Origin of the sequence: Companilactobacillus sp. RD055328, from assembly GCF_022835675.1 — a bacterium.
GTDB lineage: Bacteria > Bacillota > Bacilli > Lactobacillales > Lactobacillaceae > BQUT01.
In genome coordinates, this window is the sequence record NZ_BQUT01000005.1 from 653,218 (window position 1) to 671,918 (window position 18,701).

15 protein-coding genes, 1 tRNA gene and 1 pseudogene are annotated in these 18,701 nt (G+C 33.6%); all 17 read right to left on the minus strand.

Features of this window, described 5'->3' with window-relative positions; translation table 11 throughout:
- Positions 1–6 precede the first annotated feature (6 nt).
- Positions 7–2,022: an NAD-dependent DNA ligase LigA gene (gene ligA, locus RD055328_RS05490; protein WP_244087794.1), complete on the minus strand. Its 2,016-nt coding sequence runs from the start codon at positions 2,020–2,022 to the stop codon at positions 7–9.
- Between the two features lie 18 nt (positions 2,023–2,040).
- On the minus strand, positions 2,041–4,269 hold the full coding sequence (pcrA, locus tag RD055328_RS05495; RefSeq protein WP_244087795.1) for a DNA helicase PcrA: 2,229 nt from the start codon (positions 4,267–4,269) through the stop codon (positions 2,041–2,043).
- A 122-nt stretch (positions 4,270–4,391) separates the two neighbouring features.
- Entirely contained in the window at positions 4,392–5,684 is a 1,293-nt protein-coding gene (purB, locus tag RD055328_RS05500) for an adenylosuccinate lyase (protein ID WP_244087796.1), read from the minus strand.
- 15 nt (positions 5,685–5,699) lie between these two features.
- Entirely contained in the window at positions 5,700–6,824 is a 1,125-nt protein-coding gene (locus RD055328_RS05505) for an ATP-grasp domain-containing protein (protein ID WP_244087797.1), read from the minus strand.
- Position 6,825: 1 nt separating this feature from the next.
- Complete coding sequence (locus RD055328_RS05510) at positions 6,826–7,401, minus strand: xanthine phosphoribosyltransferase (RefSeq protein ID WP_244087798.1); 576 nt, start codon at positions 7,399–7,401, stop codon at positions 6,826–6,828.
- Between the two features lie 104 nt (positions 7,402–7,505).
- The gene (locus RD055328_RS05515; protein ID WP_244087799.1) at positions 7,506–8,261 is read right to left on the minus strand and encodes a MerR family transcriptional regulator; all 756 of its coding nucleotides are present in this window, start codon (positions 8,259–8,261) and stop codon (positions 7,506–7,508) included.
- A gap of 55 nt (positions 8,262–8,316) precedes the next feature.
- On the minus strand, positions 8,317–8,940 hold the full coding sequence (locus RD055328_RS05520) for a glycoside hydrolase family 73 protein (RefSeq protein ID WP_244087800.1): 624 nt from the start codon (positions 8,938–8,940) through the stop codon (positions 8,317–8,319).
- A gap of 86 nt (positions 8,941–9,026) precedes the next feature.
- The gene (locus tag RD055328_RS05525) at positions 9,027–9,227 is read right to left on the minus strand and encodes a cold-shock protein (RefSeq protein ID WP_244087801.1); all 201 of its coding nucleotides are present in this window, start codon (positions 9,225–9,227) and stop codon (positions 9,027–9,029) included.
- Between the two features lie 255 nt (positions 9,228–9,482).
- Positions 9,483–10,391, minus strand: coding sequence for a ribokinase (gene rbsK / locus RD055328_RS05530; RefSeq protein ID WP_244087802.1), 909 nt, complete (start codon positions 10,389–10,391; stop codon positions 9,483–9,485).
- A 21-nt stretch (positions 10,392–10,412) separates the two neighbouring features.
- Positions 10,413–10,808, minus strand: a complete 396-nt coding sequence (gene rbsD / locus RD055328_RS05535) for a D-ribose pyranase (RefSeq protein ID WP_244087803.1) — start codon at positions 10,806–10,808, stop codon at positions 10,413–10,415.
- A 523-nt stretch (positions 10,809–11,331) separates the two neighbouring features.
- A pseudogene (locus tag RD055328_RS07300) lies at positions 11,332–11,494 on the minus strand (antibiotic acetyltransferase); the annotation flags it as partial.
- A 450-nt stretch (positions 11,495–11,944) separates the two neighbouring features.
- Complete coding sequence (locus tag RD055328_RS05545; protein ID WP_244087805.1) at positions 11,945–13,993, minus strand: MucBP domain-containing protein; 2,049 nt, start codon at positions 13,991–13,993, stop codon at positions 11,945–11,947.
- 245 nt (positions 13,994–14,238) lie between these two features.
- Positions 14,239–14,802, minus strand: coding sequence for a recombinase family protein (locus RD055328_RS05550; protein WP_375708066.1), 564 nt, complete (start codon positions 14,800–14,802; stop codon positions 14,239–14,241).
- Positions 14,803–14,939: 137 nt separating this feature from the next.
- A tRNA-Leu gene (locus RD055328_RS05555) sits at positions 14,940–15,025 on the minus strand.
- 38 nt (positions 15,026–15,063) lie between these two features.
- Entirely contained in the window at positions 15,064–15,522 is a 459-nt protein-coding gene (locus tag RD055328_RS05560) for a SprT family protein (protein WP_244087806.1), read from the minus strand.
- Between the two features lies 1 nt (position 15,523).
- Complete coding sequence (locus RD055328_RS05565) at positions 15,524–15,955, minus strand: hypothetical protein (RefSeq protein WP_244087807.1); 432 nt, start codon at positions 15,953–15,955, stop codon at positions 15,524–15,526.
- A 2-nt stretch (positions 15,956–15,957) separates the two neighbouring features.
- Positions 15,958–18,612, minus strand: a complete 2,655-nt coding sequence (locus RD055328_RS05570; RefSeq protein WP_244087808.1) for a calcium-translocating P-type ATPase, PMCA-type — start codon at positions 18,610–18,612, stop codon at positions 15,958–15,960.
- Positions 18,613–18,701: the final 89 nt, after the last annotated feature.

An 18,701-nucleotide genomic window follows, 5' to 3' on the forward strand; every position in this document is an offset into this window, starting at 1 on the left:
ATCCTCCTAGTCGATACTTTGAGTATCTGACAAATAACCGTCTAACATTTTTTCATTTATTATAGCAACATCTAGACTCTTAGCCTTGTCTAATTTGCTTCCGGCTTTTTCTCCCGCAATTAATAAATCCGTATTCTTAGTAACTGAACCCGTAATTTTTGCTCCCAACTCTTCTAATTGTTCTGCAAGCTCTTTACGTTTGTAATTAGCTAAGGTTCCCGTAATGACAATTGTCTTGCCACTAAAATGCTCATTATTACTATTAATTGTTGTTGATCCAGTATAAGACATGTTTACATTAACATCTTTTAGCTCAGTAATTAAAGTCTGTACTTCAATATTACTAAAATATGCATGTAGACTATCAGCAATAGTTTCACCTATGGTATTGATATCTGCCACTTCTTTTTTTGAGGCATTCATCAGTGTATCAATATCTTTAAATCTCTCGGCAAGTAATTTGGCAGCTTTTGCTCCAACATGTCTAATACCTAATCCATATAATAACTTCTCTAATGAGTTGTTCTTAGTATTGTTAATTGCTGTCAATAAATTATTAATGGATTTTTCTTTGAAACCTTCTAATTGTGACAGGTCATCAAAGGTTAACTTATATAAATCCGAAACATCTTTAATCATTTCTTTTTGAAATAATTGTTCAACAATTCTTGGACCTAAGCCATCTATATTCATAGCATTACGTGAAGCAAAATGAGCAAGTCCTTCTTTAATCTGAGCCGGACATTTAGGATTAATACATCTTAAAGCAACTTCATCTTCTAGATGCACTAATTCAGAATCACAGTAAGGACAATTAGTTGGTATTGGTGCTTCTTCTAATCCCTCTGGCCTTTTAGCAATCACTACTTTAGATACTTCAGGAATAATATCACCTGCTTTGTGTAATAAAACAGTGTCACCTATTCGAATATCTTTGTCTTTAATCATTTCTTCATTATGTAATGTTGCTCGTGAAACCGTTGTTCCAGCTAATTGTACTGGATCCATGACAGCAGTTGGTGTTAGAACACCAGTCCTACCAATTGTCCATTCAATGTCTTTAATAATTGTCTCAGAACGTTCAGGTGGAAACTTATAGGCAATTTCCCAACGAGGAACTTTAACCGTATTCCCTAATTCTTGTTGTAGAGCTAAATCATTAATTTTAAGAACAATACCATCAATGCCGTATTCTAAGCTATCACGTTTTTCTTGATATAATTCAATATAATTCTCGATTTCAGCTATATCATTAATAGTTTTTGAACTCGGATTAGTATGAAATCCAAGTTTCTTCATGAACTCAATTGCTTCTTCTTGAGTTGATACTTCAAAATCATCAGCATTAACTAACGTATAAATAAATGTACTTAAGTTACGTTTTTTAGTAACTGCTGGATCTAATTGTCGTAAACTTCCTGCAGCTGCATTACGAGGATTAGCAAATGTTGCTAATCCTTCGTTTTCTCTTTCATCATTTAATTTTCCAAATGATGTTTTAGGCATATAGCATTCACCGCGGACTTCAAGTGTCAATGGCTCAGATAATTCCTTAGGAATATCTGTAATTGTCATGATGTTTGCAGTTACATCTTCACCAATTACTCCATCACCACGTGTTGAACCTTGAACTAATTTACCATTTTCATAAACCAGTGATAATGCCAATCCATCAATTTTTAATTCAACATTATAGTCAGTCTTATTGCCGATATTTTTTTGCATTCGTTGGTCGAATTCTTCTAATTCTTCTAATGAAAAAACATCCCCCATTGAAAGCATGGGAACATCATGAGTAACTTTTGAAAAATCTGATAATACTTCCCCACCGACTTTTTGTGTTGGTGAGTCATTTGTAACAAGTTCAGGATGTTCAGCTTCTAATTCTTCAAGTTCGCGATATAACTGATCATACTCACTATCTTCAACTAAAGGAGCATCTTTTGTATAGTAAGCATTACTTAACTCAGTAATACGCGCTTTTAATTTTGTTAATCGAGTTTGTACGTCTTCTATATTCATAGCTACTCCTTTAATTTTTTAAGCTTTAGTAATTGGGGCAAATTCTGCTAACAAGCGTTTAATTCCTTGCTGATCAAATGCTATATCTAACTCTGCATCTTTACCGGCACCTTGTACCTTAACCACTGTACCAACTCCCCACTTCTTATGTTCAACCTTATCACCAATATTCCAGTTTTGACTAGCTGCTGCACTCTTATTGTTTGCTACCGTTGGCGCAACATAAGTTCCACCAAAAGTCTTAGCACTTCTACCTTTTGCAAAAGGATAGTTATCATCTTTTTTGATGGCTATATTTCCGGCTTTTGGATTTTCTTGGTCTAAATATTTATCATCAATTTCTACGATAAATCTGGAAGGTGCATTAGATTGAACTCGACCATATAGCATTCGACTATGCGCATTAGTAATGAATAGTTTCTTCTCAGCTCGAGTGATTCCTACATAAGCCAAGCGACGCTCTTCTTCCAATTCACTATTGTCAGCAGCCGCTCTTCCTAGTGGGAAAATCCCTTCTTCCATTCCTACTAAGAATACTACCGGGAATTCAAGTCCTTTGGCCGCATGTAAAGTCATAAGGGTTACTTCTTTTACATCTTCTTCTATATCATCTTGATCACTGACTAACGATAGTTCTGTCAAAAAGTTCTCAAGTCGTAACTCACTATCATCTTCATAACGATCATCAAACTGTTTAGTAACAGTCAATAATTCTTCAATATTTTCAATACGAGATTTTGCTTCTAATGTATCTTGAGCTCTTAAATCATCAATATATCCGGTCTTATCAATTGTTTCTTCCAAAATTTCAGTAATAGTAGCTGTCGTTACTTTAGTCTGCAATTCTTTAATATTATGAGCAAATGTACCAAGAGTTGTTCTTGTTCTCGCTGGTATATTAGATAATTCAACATTATTTGCAGCTTCTAATAATGACCAGTTGTGTTCTCTTGCAAAATCGTCTAGCTTATCTAAACTAGTTGGTCCAACACCACGCTTTGGTGAATTAACTATTCGACGAAAACTCATCGAATCAGCTGCATTACCTATCAAACGTAAGTAAGCCATAATATCCTTGATTTCTTTTCGATCATAGAACTTATGTCCACCAACAATCTTGTAAGGAATATTTGCAGAAAGTAATTTTTCTTCAAATACACGTGACTGTGAATTAGTTCGATATAAAATAGCAAAATCGCTATAATTCATACCTTTTTCTTCAATGATTTTTTTGGTGTTTTCAATTACAAACAAAGCTTCATCTGATTCACTTTGACCACGATAATATGTTATTTTGTCGCCATCATTGTTCTCTGTCCATAATTCTTTGGGCTTGCGATTGTCATTGAAGTTAATTACATCGTTAGCCGCACCCAAGATATTTTTAGTAGAACGATAGTTTTGTTCCAACATTATTGTCTGAGCATTTTGATAATCATTTTCAAAATCCAAAATATTATTCATGTTGGCACCACGCCAACCATAAATACTTTGATCTGCATCACCAACTACACAAACATTCTTATTAAGTTTACCAAGAAGATTAACCAATCTATATTGAGCTTCATTAGTATCTTGATATTCATCAACATGAATATATAAGAATTGTTCTTGGTACTTCTTCAAAATATCAACGTGTTCTTCAAACAATTGAATGGTCTTCATGATTAAATCATCAAAATCCATTGACTGATTATTTTCTAATTCTGATTGATATTCTTTATAACATCCCGCAACAACCTCTTCAAAAGGTCCTCGAGCCTTTAGTTCATATTCTTTAGGCGTTAGTAATTCATTTTTTGCATTACTTATCATCGAAAGAATTGTCCTAGGATCATAATGCTTAGGATCTAAATTACGATTCTTTAATATTTGTTTTATTAGTGTTTTTTGTTCAGCTGGATCTGCTATTGAAAACGAACGAGAGAATCCAATATTTTCAGCATCACGTCGTAAAATTCTTACGCACAACGCATGAAAAGTTGAAACCCAAATTCCATCAGCTTGTTCATCTAGCAAGTTAATAATTCGATCGTTCATTTCACGAGCAGCTTTGTTCGTAAAAGTAATAGCCAGAATTCGCCAAGGTTTAACGTCATTATCTTTAATTAGGTGCGCTATTCTATGTGTTAACACACGGGTTTTTCCACTACCGGCACCCGCCATAATTAATAGTGGTCCTTCAGTTGCCAATACCGCTTCTTTTTGCTCTTTATTTAATCCATTTAACAACTGATTCTCCACCAATATTACGACCTCTTTTATTATAAATAGTTACCGTTAAATTATACCAAATTTAGAGCTTCGATACTATTTAACTGGGTTCTTTTTTCAACAAAAAAAGAACAGTTTTCACTGTTCTTTTCAAACTACAATCCAACACGTTCGAAAATTTCATCAACATGTTTCAAATGCCACTTGTAATCGAATGCATCATCTAATTCTGATTTACTTAGATTATCTGTTATTTCTTGATCACTTCTTACCAATTCTTGGAAATTCAATTTCTCATCCCAAGCAGTTTTTGTCTTAGGTTGAACTAAGTCATAAGCAGCTTCTCTTGTGTATCCTTTTTCAATTAATTTCAACATAACGCGTTGTGAATAAATCAATCCATTAGTTAGATTAATATCTTCTTCCATTTTGTCTGGGAACACGGTCAAATTCTTAATTATTTTAGTAAATCTAACTAAAATATAATCCAATAATTCTGTTGTATCAGGAATAATGACACGTTCAGCCGAACTATGAGAAATATCACGTTCATGCCATAAAGGAACATCTTCTAAAGCTGTAAATGCATGTCCTTTAATGACACGAGCTAATCCAGTAACGTTTTCTGAACCGATAGGATTACGTTTGTGAGGCATAGCTGAAGAACCTTTTTGTCCAGCCGCGAAATATTCTTCTGCTTCTCTTACTTCGGTTCTTTGCAAATGGCGCACTTCTAAAGCAAAGCGTTCAATTGAACTAGCAATAAGAGCCATTGTTTGAATATATTCAGCATGCAAATCTCGAGGCAAGACTTGAGTTGATATTTCTTGAGCACGAATTCCCAATTTTTCACATACAAAAGCTTCTACTGCTGGAGGAGTATTAGCAAATGTACCAACGGCACCACTAATCTTACCAGCTTGCACACCATCTGCAGCATGTTCAAATCTTTCAATATTACGTTTCATTTCTGAGAACCAAGTTGCTAACACCAAACCAAAAGTTGTTGGCTCAGCATGAACACCATGAGTACGTCCCATCATTGCGGTGTACTTATATTCGTTAGCCTTATTCTTAATTACTTCTAATAGCTCTTCTAAATCTTTTTTCAAAATATCATTAGCTTGCTTCATCAAGTAACCATAGGCTGTATCTACAACATCAGTTGAAGTAAGGCCAAAATGAATCCACTTACGTTCTTCACCTAATGATTCTGAAACCGCACGTGTAAATGCAACAACGTCATGTTTTGTTTCTTGTTCAATTTCTAAAATACGATCAACTTTAAAACTAGCTTTTTCTTGAATTTTCTTCAAATCATCACTAGGAACTTCTCCTAGTTTGCTCCAAGCTTGTGTGGCTGCTATTTCAACATCTAACCAAGCTTGGTATTTATTTTCATCAGTCCAAATATTACCCATTTCATTGCGAACGTATCTACTTAACATTGAAGTCTCCTAGTCTTAATCTATTTTCCAACTTTTTGTGTTATTAATATTATTTCTCAAAAAATCTTCCTCAGAAGATGACAACAAAATATAGCCTACTTCATCTTCATAAGTAAAACTATCGTCAGCATTATGGAACATGAATTTCCACTGCGATTTTTCTTGCAATAATTCTAGAGCTTCTTCTTTTTGTTCTTTCATTATCCTTAAAATACTAGTGTTAGTTAGCGGAAATACCTCAGGTATTGGCCAATTAGCAATAGCTCTTAAGTGTAATTCGAATTGAGAACGACCAGTTGCTAATTCATAAACATTAGCGGAATAAGCCAATCCTGGAACTATTTGTTTAACATACAAATTCTTGTTGTCAGAGATAATAAATTGTATTCCAAACACTCCGATGTAGTTAATTGATTGAGCCACTTTAGCAACTACACGTTGAACTTCTTCTTCTACACGTGGATCATTTTTAATGAAAACTGATGCACTTTTTAAAATTCCATTTTGATATTGGTCATTAATCATTGGGAAGACATGAATTTTTCCATTTGCGCGTTTTGCTGCCATAATGGTGAACTCTTGTTTTACATCCACACTAGCTTCCAAAATATAGGCACCTTGACCAATAATTACTTTTGCTTCAGCAATATCACCTTCACTATTAAGCACTACTTGTCGATCAATACCTTTTTGAATTGGTCGTAACACACACGGATAGCCAATATTTTTAATCCCAATTTGTAAGTCATCTTCTGAAACAACCATCTGAAATGGAACTATATTAATATTAATTCCATCTAGAAAGGTGCGTTCTAAATATCTATCTTGTGCCATACTAACTAATTCAGTTCCTTGAATAACCGGAAATTCATTAGCAATTCTTACTAAATCATCATTATCTAGCTCCAAAGTTTCAAACATTAATATATCTGATATTTCGGCTACTTTTTTGATATTCTCATAGTTAAAATTATCAACTACAACATATTCATCTGCCGCCAAAATTGCTTCGTCATTTTGATCAACAACGGCTAGTCGTGTCTTAAATCCCATCTTATGCGCTTGAGTTAGTAGTAAATACGATTCATATCCACCACCAATTAGCCCAATAATTGAACCTGGTTCTAAATATTTTCTCATCTTAATCCTCTTCAAATACTACTTGACCATCTTTGAATTCTTTAATTCTTGCTAATGATAGAACTTTAATTCCCATTTCATCAACTAATGAACGTCCTTTTTGAAAAGACTTTTCAATTACTATACCAGCACCAACAATATTGGCTCCAGCATCTTTAGCAATATCTGCCAAACCTTTAACAGCTTGCCCATTAGCTAAGAAATCATCAATAATCAATACATTATCAGAGCTATCTAAGAAGTTCTTTGAAACGCTGATTTTGTTACTAGTTTGCTTAGTAAACGAATATACATCAGCTGTGTACAAATCATCCTTCAAAGTTAATGATTTGTGTTTTCTAGCAAAAACAACTGGTTTATTAAAACTCAAACCAGCCATAACTGCTGGAGCAATTCCTGAAGATTCTACCGTGATAATTTTGGTAACATTTTGATTCTTAAATTCATTATAAAATTCTTCACCCATTTTTTTCATAAGTACTGGGTCAATTTGATGGTTTAAAAAACTATCAACTTTTAAAATATCAGCACCTAAAACGCGGCCATCTTTTTTGATCTTTTCTTCAAGTTCTTTCACGGCAATTACCTCATTTTATATTGATATAGTTAATAATATCACTGCTTTATAAATAAATCATGAAATAAAAAAGAACCAGAATATTTTATTCTGGTTCTTTTAAATTAAGCATACAAATAAATAGCATCATGAAGCATTTGAGTCGCTTTTTTATCGACAGCAAAATTGTAATAGTCAGCAAACCTTTCGTCTGCTAAATACATATCTGCCAAGCCTTTGTGCGCATCTGTTGAATAACTTGCCCACGTGAAGTTCAACCATTTTTTATGCAATTCATAAACTCTTTTTCCTATTGCATTCTCAACATTGCCTAATTTAGTTAGTTCTTTTAAGTTTGTGAATAGTTCTTCTTCCACTTCTTTCATTTCATGCATATCGGTTTCAGTAAGTGATTCGTATTTCTTATTTGAAGCCTCCACTACTTCATTTCCATAGTTAGTTCTTAATTCTTGACCATATTGTTCTTCATTTTTTTGAATTTGTTGCTTTTTAAAACTTTCAAACTTTTGTTCATTTGTCATCTCTTGTTCTCCTTTGTAATACTCCAATGTTTGTTCAATTGTTGTTAGGAGATGATCAATATGCTCACGTTCTTGCAGAAGTTTTTGATAATGTTGGTTGAGCGCTGTAATATTAGAAAAGTTTTCTTCAGACAAAATGTTTTTAATCTTGTTTAAATCAAACCCAAGATACTTATAAAACAACACTTGCTGTAAGTAATCAATTTCACCTTGACCATAAATACGATAACCAGATGAACTAAGTCGTGCCGGCTTAAGTAAACCTATTTCATCATAGTATCGTAATGTACGTGTGCTTACACCCGATATTTGTGCAACTTGTTTAATCGTATAATCCATTAATCTTCTCCTAACGAAAACCAATATAAACTATGACGTAACGTTAAGGTCAATATTATTTATCATATTTATCTAAATCATACTGTTTAATCACTTTTAGTATTTTTTTGGTATAGCCAGGATCAGTAGCATATCCATCTGTTTGTAAAGCAAACGCAGCATCCACATAATCGGTAGCGGCCAAAACATGTTGATACTGCTTTGAGTCCCAAGAAGTTCCAGTAACAAATAACTTAGCATGGTCTTCCATAGATTCCTTGTAATTAGCATAAACGCGGAATCTACCATTAACAGTAATCCATTGTCCATCAACAAATTCCTTAGTCTGTAATACTTTTGTGTTTGCTGGATTATCTCCTTTAACCCCAAAATAATTATTATACTTACTTGCTAAAGAACTTTTCCCCCAGTCACTTTCAACGATGGCTTGCGCAATTGTTATACTAGGTAAAATCCCATATTGTTTTTTCAATTCAACAGCGTATGGCGCTATAGTACTAATAAATTCATTTCGCTCTTGTTCAACAACTTCTTCTTGAGTTGGTATAGAATCTAGATGGTTTTTGTATTGTACAATTCCTAAAAAAATTGCTGTTAAGGCCACTACAAATAACATTACTCCTAGAGAAATGGTTGAATATGACTGTTTTTTAAACTTTCTACGTTTCTTTTTGACCAAATAAAAATACCTTCTTTTTTCGTTAAATAAATTAAAACAAAAAAGCCTAACATTAGCTAGGCTTTTTCAAATTATATCAAAAGAAATTATGCTTTATTTACGTTTACGGCTTGTGGTCCGCGATCGCTTTCTTCGATATCAAATGTTACGGCTTGTCCTTCTTCCAAGGTTTTGTATCCTTCACCTTGAATTGCTGAGTAATGTACGAATACATCACTACCATCTTCACGAGTTACAAAACCGTAACCTTTTTCTGAGTTAAACCATTTAACTGTTCCATGTTCCATGTTAGAACGTCCTCCTGAGGGAAATATAAGTGTTTGTAATTTGTTCCATGATTTTTGATGGGGGAAAGCGATCTGACAAACCATTCACCACTAATCATCGCAGATTACAACAATATATTAGCACTATAAAAAAAAATAAACAATATAAATGTAACCGTTTTTCACACTGGTGTGTAGCTATTCTCATTTATAAAATTGAAAATAAGATTTCATAAAAATATTTATTTAATTAAATAAAAAAAGATATTAATCTTTTTATAGATTGATATCTTTTTCGTAAGGGATTGATGTTTGTGCACCTGATTTTTGAACAGCAAGTGATGATGCTTTGTTAGCAAAACGCATTGCATCTTCAATGTTTGATAAGTCAGGTTTAATTTGGCTACTGAAAGCACCGATAAATGTATCACCAGCAGCAGTTGTATCTTTAGCTTCAACTTTGAAGGCATTTACGAAGCCAGATTTTTCACCAGTGTTATAGTATGAACCTTCTGAACCAACAGTAATTAGAACTGTGCTTACGCCCATTTCCATTAATTTAGCAGCAGCAGCGTCCATTGAAGCACGGTCTGTAACTTCAACACCAGTAATGATTTGTGCTTCTGTTTCGTTAGGAATAATGATGTCTGTTAATTTAATTAACTCTGCAGGAATGCTTTCACGACCAGGAGCAGGGTTAAGGATTGTCTTAACACCGTTTGCAGTAGCAATTTCAAAAGCTTTGATAATTGCAGGGATTGGAACTTCAAATTGAGCAATCAAGATATCTGCATCTTTGATTGTATCTTCAGCAGCTAAAATATCTTTTTCGCCAACTTCAGCATTTGCACCAGCATAAATTAAGATACTGTTTTGTCCAGCTTCTTCAACAAGGATGTATGCTTGACCAGTTCCGGCAGTTGTTGATGTTGTAATGTGATCAACGTGCATACCGTCTTCTTTAAAAGTATCCAACATGAATTCAGCAGCACCTTCTGAACCAACACGACTAATGAAGCTTGTGTCAGCTCCAAGTCTGGCAGCTGCTAAAGCTTGGTTAGCACCTTTACCACCGCCAGCTGTTGCGCGGTCATTCATAGCCATTGTTTCTCCGGGTAGTGGGAATCTTGAAACATTTAAAATTGTGTCAACGTTAGTTGAACCTAGAACTACTACTTTTGTCATTAACTATTTACCTTTCGTTGATTAAAATACAACGCCACTTTCTAAAATAATATTTGAATATGGTGTTTCTTCACCTGTTCTAACAAATGCACGAGACTTGCTTAAATCTTTTTTCATTTGTTCATGTGCAATGAATTCAATTGGAGTATCTCCAACTAAATCCTTAACTCTTTGTAGTTGATCAGGGTTAGCTGTTTTCATCTCTTCAGCTAAGTAAATTTTTTGAACTTCAAGTTCGCTCAAAACATTTTCCAATACTGGCATGAATCCTGGTAATCCTGCTTCTACAGCGATATCAATTTTTTCAGTATCATTAGGAACTGGCATACCTGCATCACCAATAGCTAATGTGTCAAAATGACCCATATCTGAAATGGCTTTTGAAATATTACTATTTATTACTCTAGTTTTTCTCATTATTGTTCCTCCGACATCTAGTCGATGTAATAATCGTACCCTACCAATTTAACACGATACTTAACCACTATCAACAAAAGTTCGTACCAATTTTTGAGTTTTTTATCACTTTTCAAGCATAGAAATAGAATTCTTAAATGTCTTATTAGAAATACACTATAATTTTATAAAAAAAATGATTTTTCAACTCTAAAATTGGTTAACTTTCACTTGATTTCAATAAATAACTATAAACCAATTTTTCATTTTATAAAACAAAAAAAGCACAAACTTTGTTTGTGTTTTAAAGTATTATCCAACAAAAACTACCCTTCCTGTCACTCAATTTGATCTAGCATGAAATTATCAACAAGGAGCCAACATATTCTCAGACATTTGAGTATTATATGTTAATAATTGACACCTTAATTTTTTACTCCTAAAAACATTTCTACATCTGTCATTTCTTGTGCATGATTTTTAATCCAATTAATATCTTTATCAAACCATTTATCTTGTATTAACTTTTCACGTTGTTCTTCTGTGAAACGATATCTAATCAGTTTTGCTGGCGTTCCACCAACTATTGCATAATCAGGTACATCTTTAATTACAGTAGCTCCTGCAGCAATTACTGCACCATGACCAACGGTCACGCCATTTAAGATTTTTACATCAGCGCCTATCCAAACATCACTACCTACTTCTACGCAATATTTAGAATCTGAAACGTATTTAATGTCATTAAATAATTGCTCATCTGTATATGTGAATCCCGCTTGCTTTCTCAGTGAATAAAAAGCTGGATGTGTTGAAACGAATTGATTTGTGGGATGATTTCCAATAATTATCTTTAGGTCACTACCAATCGAAGTAAAGCGACCAATTGTTGTATTAACAATGTAATTATTATTTCCTGTAAACGTTCCGTATCCTAGTTTTGAGTTACTTATAATTGTATTCTTGGCAAGGAAATTTCCACCTTCGAATTTTGTACTTTTAGCAACCATAACGTGTTCTTGAAATTGAATCTTACGTTGATAATACAGCTGCCACTTATAGATGAATCTATAAATATTCCTAATAAAAATACTCATATTATTTCCCTCAAAAAAAGCAACAGTTGTTAGCTGTTGCATCTCAAATTATTTTCTTACTTATCCTTTATTAGGTCCAAAGTTCTTCCATTCCAATGCATATGCTGCAATTTCTGAATGGTCTTGTCCGTAAACTCCTGTTACACCGTAACCTGAGTAGGAATTAAAGTTTAAGCTGTTATCAGTTAAATATTTATCTCCAAAGGCATTAGCATTTGCCATAGAATCAAATAACAAATATCCTTTATGCCAGTTATTCCCATATTCATCTGTCCAATCATCTTGACCATTGTTATAGTTTTTCAAAATATCTGAGCCTTTAACACCATTATATGTGCCATTTACATCTAATAATCCCGGAGTTCCTACGGGAGCTCCAACAAGTTGTTCAGATTTAGTATAAGTAAATGTAACAACGTTTTCGCCAGCCACTAATTTACCTGATTTTTGATAAGAGTCAGCTTGCAAGCCATATACATATTTTGCAATTTCACTATATGAATCGCCAGCTTTACCTTTTGTTGTAGTTTCTGGGAAGTCAGGCAATTCATTACCACTTGTATCTACATGCTTAACAATTAATGTAGCTTCTTGTGATGGCACATCATTCTTAACATAAGTAAACACAATCTTGTTACCAGTTGCTTGTAATGTTAGTGATTGACTAGCATCACCTTTGATTGTGTATCCATCAATTGCAGGCGCGTCTTCTTTAACCGTTGTTCCAACTACTTGGTCATTTACAGTTTTATCATCTTGAAGTTTATTACCTGCTTCATCTTGATATGAAACTGTGTAAGATGTTTTTTCTACAGGAGCTTCTTCTTTAACAAATTTAAAAGTAATAGTATTACCGTCTTTTGCTAAAGTGATTTTCTTAGTAGCATCATCATTCAATTTGTAACCATCGATTGTTGGTGCACTTGCAGTGTATTCATCACCAACATTCAAGTTATCAACTGTATCTGTTTTGATTGTTTTACCATTTTCATCAACAGAGTTGATTGTTACTGATGTTTTCTCAACTGGAGTTGAATCTTTAATGTACTTGAATGTAATTGTGTTGTTATCTTTTGCAAGAGTAATTGTTTTTGCTGAATCATCATTCAACTTGTAGCCGTCAATTGTTGGAGCTTGTGCAGTATAATCATCACCAACATTTAGGTTATCAATTGTGTCAGTCTTGATTGTTTTACTATCTTCATCAACTGCGTTAATTGTTACTGAAGTCTTTTCGATTGGTGCTGTTGTATCTTCGCTATATTCAACCTCAATAACGTTCTTTGTTGCATCTTTATCTAACTTAATTGAATATTCAGTTTTTGATGGGTCGGATAATGTATATTTCTTACCATCAACAATAATTTCATTTTTAGCTGTGAATTCAACTGTTGAACCAACTTCATCTTCACCAGTTGTTGATTGTATTTCTTTACCTGTTTCTTTGTTTTTAAATACTATTGAGTATTTAACTTTTTCTGTGGTTGGATCAGTTGGGTTAGTTGGTGTTTCACCACTACCGTTATCACTTCCTGAACCATTATTGTTTCCGTTATTATCGCTACCATTATTTGAACCGTTATTATTGTTGCCAGAGTTATTGTTATTAGCATTTCCATTATTATGGCTACCATTTGATGAACCAGAATTTGAACCACCGTTATTGTTTAGTGGCTTGTTTGGGTCTAAGTTATACGTATGACTGTTACCATCTTTATCAGTCACAGTAACTGTTCCGTTACTTCCTTGACCGCTGAACCATAATTTATTTCCAGCATAAATCAAGTTTATATTAGAAATCTTATTGATTTCAGCTAGACGTTGAACTGAAGTTTCAATACCGTTCTTGTTGGCAGCTTCAGTAATTGTTGAAAGTGTATCACCCCACTTAATTGTATAAGGTGTAGTTCCACTAGTTTTCAATGCCGTTTGAATTGATTCAACAGAGTTTGCTGTCCATGTTGCAGCATCTACCTTGTTTGAACCAATAGCTGTTAATCCAAGCCCCATTCCAAGCGCCAAAGCACTTGTAGTAACAGCTTTTTTAGCAACGTTATTTCTTCTTTGAATATTAGCTAATTTTCTTAATTCTTTTCGTGTTTTGTACACTATAAAATCCTCCCAAGATTCCATTAAAAGTTTGTTTTTACATGACGATTAAACGAACGTTTTTTACAACGGGAATTTGGGTACAAAAAAAGTGCTAAACAGTTTTTATGAACTGCTTAACACCAGACGTTTTACTAATTATTATTTTTTTATTTATTGAACTGTAAAAAACGTTCGTTTAATACATCTATTATTAATACAAATTAATTTTACCATGATAAGTTTTATATACAAGATTTTTTTATTTACCGCCTGGTGCACCCATGTTTCTTAGCCAATTTATAAATAAAACTAGTACTCACTCCTTCTTTTTCAGCTATATCTTTTACCATTAAATTAGAATTTTGATACTCATCAAGTATTTTTTGTGTTTTCTTTTCTTTAATTGCTGGTCTTCCTAGTTTTTTATCAGTTACTGCAAGTGCTTCTTTAGTCCGTTGACTAATTAATTCTGCTTCTAATTGACTCATCGCGCTCATAATAGTAAATAGAAATCGACCATTAGCCGTTGATGTATCAATACCATCACTTATTGAAACTAAATGAACTCCTTCATCATTTAATTCAGCCATTAAATTTACTAGCTGCTTTGTACTTCTAGATAGTCTATCTAGTTTATAGATTAATAACGTATCCCCTTTTTCCAAAACAGACAATGCTTTAATCAGTTCTTCGCGTTCTTCTTTTCTACCGCTTACCTGTTCTTTGAATATTATTTGAGGATTATAATTTTCCATTGCTTTAATCTGTACATCTAATCCTAAATCCTGTCGGTTTGTTGAAGTTCTACAATACGATACTGTCTTCATGATAATCATTCTCCTTTGTTTATACGCTATATAATTATCTATGATTTATGTCAGTTCATGTATATGGCAAACAAAATGGCAAACAAAAAAGTACAAACCTTATTAAATCAAGGTTTGTACTTTTATTTTTATCTATATGCGGGTAAGAAGATTCGAACTTCCACGGAGAAAATTCTCCACAAGATCCTTAGTCTTGCGCGTCTGCCAGTTCCGCCATACCCGCATTGTATGCTAGAAAAATTCTAGCATACCGATACTGCTTTATTCAATGCTTTCTTTTATAAACACCAATCTTCCGCGGCACTTTCCACAAACAAAACGCCAAGTATTGATTTTTTTAATGCGCTTGTATTCTAAACCACATTTTTTACATTGATAAATTTTATACGTCTTACGTTTCTTTGGTGTTAATTCCGGAGCATAGCGTGATCCGCCCACTTGTTTTAACAAAGCTTTAAAAGCTGGCGAACTGTGATAATGCTTGCCTCCAGAGTAATACAAATGATAATGAACTAATTCATGTTTGATAATACCTTCTAAAGTTTTCTCATCATATCTTTCAAGAACTTTAGGATTGATATCAATATGTCCATCTTTTAAATGAAATCTACCACCAGTAGAACGTAATCGATTATTGAATTTAGCTATATTATTAAATTCTTTCCCAAAAGAATTTTTTGAAATTCTTTGAACTAGTTGTGTTAACTCGTTATCTGTCATTTTATCCTTGGAATATTTTTGTAATATACTTCGAGATTTTATCAGTAGCTTCTTCTTGTTTCTTTTCAGCTATTGTAAAAGCCTCAATATCAACATCCCTATTATCCTTCATACTATCAACCATGTCTTGACATGATTGTGCGTATTCATCATAAACATTTGCCAAGTTATGATGTGTTCCCATTAAACGAGCTGGGGCTTTTGCTTCATGCATAACTTTTGCAATCTTCTTGTATTCATCTGTTCCTTGCTGAAAATCACCTTGGATTTCTAAATATTTTGAAGATAGCATATCTTTAAGAGTATTTTCATCAATTGCTTTTTTGATTACTTCAAATTGTGGGTGCATTTTTTCTTGCACTTCTTGTGTATTTTGAACTGCATCATTTACTGTATTAGCGTATTGAATAGCTTTTTTTTGTGCTGGATTCATTATTAAGCTCTCTTTCTTTGAATTAGTTTAACTAGTTCAACGATAAGAATCATAAGCATTCCACCTGCAAGAACTGTTAACCATTGAGTATAGTTTAATGCAGTTACGTGGAAAATACCATTCAATCCTGGAACCATTATTGTAACAGCTAAAGAAATCACTGATATTACAATTGCCCAGTTAAATGCACGATTAGTAAATGGATTACTACTAAATAATGAATTGTGAATTGATTTAACATTAAATGCTTGGAATAGTTGGATTAATCCTAATGTAGCATAAGCCATTGTCAAAGCATCAGCGTGAATCATAGCATATCCAGAATGAACTGGCATTGAAATACCAATGAAGTATACACCTAAAGTTATGATTCCTTCTAGAACACCTTGATACATAATGGAACTACCTACACCATTTGAGAAGAAGTTTGAATTTCGACCACGTGGTTTTTCATTCATTATTCCCTTTTCAACTGGTTCTACTCCCAAAGCAATAGCTGGTAAAGTATCAGTTACTAAGTTGATCCATAGTAATTGAACTGGTTTTAATATATCCCAACTTAAAAGTGTCATCATGAATAATGTAAGTACTTCACCTAAGTTAGCTGATAGAAGATACTGAATAGATTTTTGGATATTACTAAAGACCTTACGACCTTCTTTAACCGCATGTACAATCGTTGCAAAGTTGTCATCAGCCAATACCATATCACTGGCACCTTTAGAAACTTCAGTACCAGTTATTCCCATTCCAATTCCAATATCTGCCGATTTCAATGCTGGCGCATCATTTACCCCATCACCAGTCATGGCAACAACTTTGTTCTTCTTCTGCCAAGCTTTTACAATTCGTACTTTATGCTCTGGCGCTACACGTGCATAGACTGAATACTTGTCGACATTATTATCAAAAGTATCTTCATCCATTTGATCAAGTTCTTCACCAGTTAACACAGCATCTGTCGAACTACTATCAATAATATTCAAACGTTGTGAAATAGCTGTTGCCGTAATCGGATGATCACCTGTAATCATGATTGGACGAATTCCCGCAGACTTAGCTTCTTTAACAGCAGCTTTTGCTTCTGGTCTTTCGGGATCTATCATTCCTACTAATCCAACAAATATCAAATCATTTTCAACATTTTCACTATTTACATCTTTGAAAGTGTCTGGTGTTTCTTGATATGCAAATGCCAAAACTCGCATAGCTTGTTCAGCTAATTTTGTGTTTTGTTCTAAGATATTTTTTCTATCTTGATCAGTGAATTCTCTAATTGCACCGTTTTCTTGAATCTTAGTAACTCTCTTCAAGAGTTGATCAGGGGCACCCTTTACCGCAATCATATACTTATCGGAAACTTTATTGATAGTACTCATTAATTTACGTTCAGAGTCAAACGGAACTTCTTGAACACGTTGATGTTCTGTTAAGAATTTTTGTACATCAATCCCTTTATCCAATGCGAATTGTATTAAGGCTGTTTCTGTTGGATCACCTAATAATTCACCATTAGATTCTTTGGTATCATTAGCCATCATCATGATTTGCAATAACTTATTATCTGTATCCACTGTTACATCTTTATTTGATAGTTGAAGATTGTCATAGAACTTTTCAACTGTCATTTGATTAAGTGTTAATGTCCCGGTCTTATCAGAAGCAATAATATCAGTACTTCCAAGTGTTTCAACAGCTGGAAGTTTTCTAATCAAGGCCTTATGTTTCGCCATTTTTTGCGTTCCAATTGCCAAGATAACAGTAACAATCGCTGGTAATCCTTCCGGAATAGCAGCTACGGCTAATGAAATTGCTGTTAACAACATTTCACTAACTCGTTGCATGATAGGTAAGTTATCTGGATTATTTAATAGCCCAACTACAAAAATTATCGCTGCAATTATTAAAATCAAAACAGTAATAATTTTACCTAGTGACTTCAAGTTATCTTGTAAAGGTGTACTTGTTTCAGTTGATTGATTCAACATCCCTGCAATTTGACCAACTTCAGTATCCATTCCAGTAGCAATTACCACTCCGCTACCACGACCGTATGTAACATTAGTATTCATAAACGCCATGTTAGTGCGATCACCTAAAGAAATCTCACCTTCTAATACATCATCAAATTTTTCAACAGGAACAGATTCACCTGTTAAACTTGATTCTTCTATTTTAAGTGACTGACTGTTAAATAAGCGTAAGTCAGCAGGTACAACATCCCCAGCCTCAAGAGCGACAATATCTCCCACAACTAATTGTGTACTAGGTACTCTGACATTCTTACCATCACGAATAACAGTGGCTTGTGGTGAAGACATCTCTTGTAAGGCGTTAATTGCATCCTCAGCTTTTGACTCCTGCACAATCCCCATTACCGCATTTAAAATAACAACCATGAAAATAATTACCGCATCTGTCCATTCACCTAATAAGGCACCCGAAACAAAAGCTGCGACAATCAAAATAAGAATCATAAAATCTTTAAATTGATTAATGAATTTTTCAATTAATGTTGTTTTCTTTTTTTCTTGTAGTTCATTATGTCCATATTTTTCTAAACGTTCGCTAGCTTCTTTAGGCGTTAAACCTTGAATATCAGTTTTCACCTGATCAAAAGCTTCCGTCTCCGTTAAATTATAATAATTCTTTTTCATTTATTCCCTCCATTTTGCTGAATCCTTCATAAAAAAAGAGACTTACACACCAAACAAAGTGTGTAAGTCTCACAATTTAATACAAACCC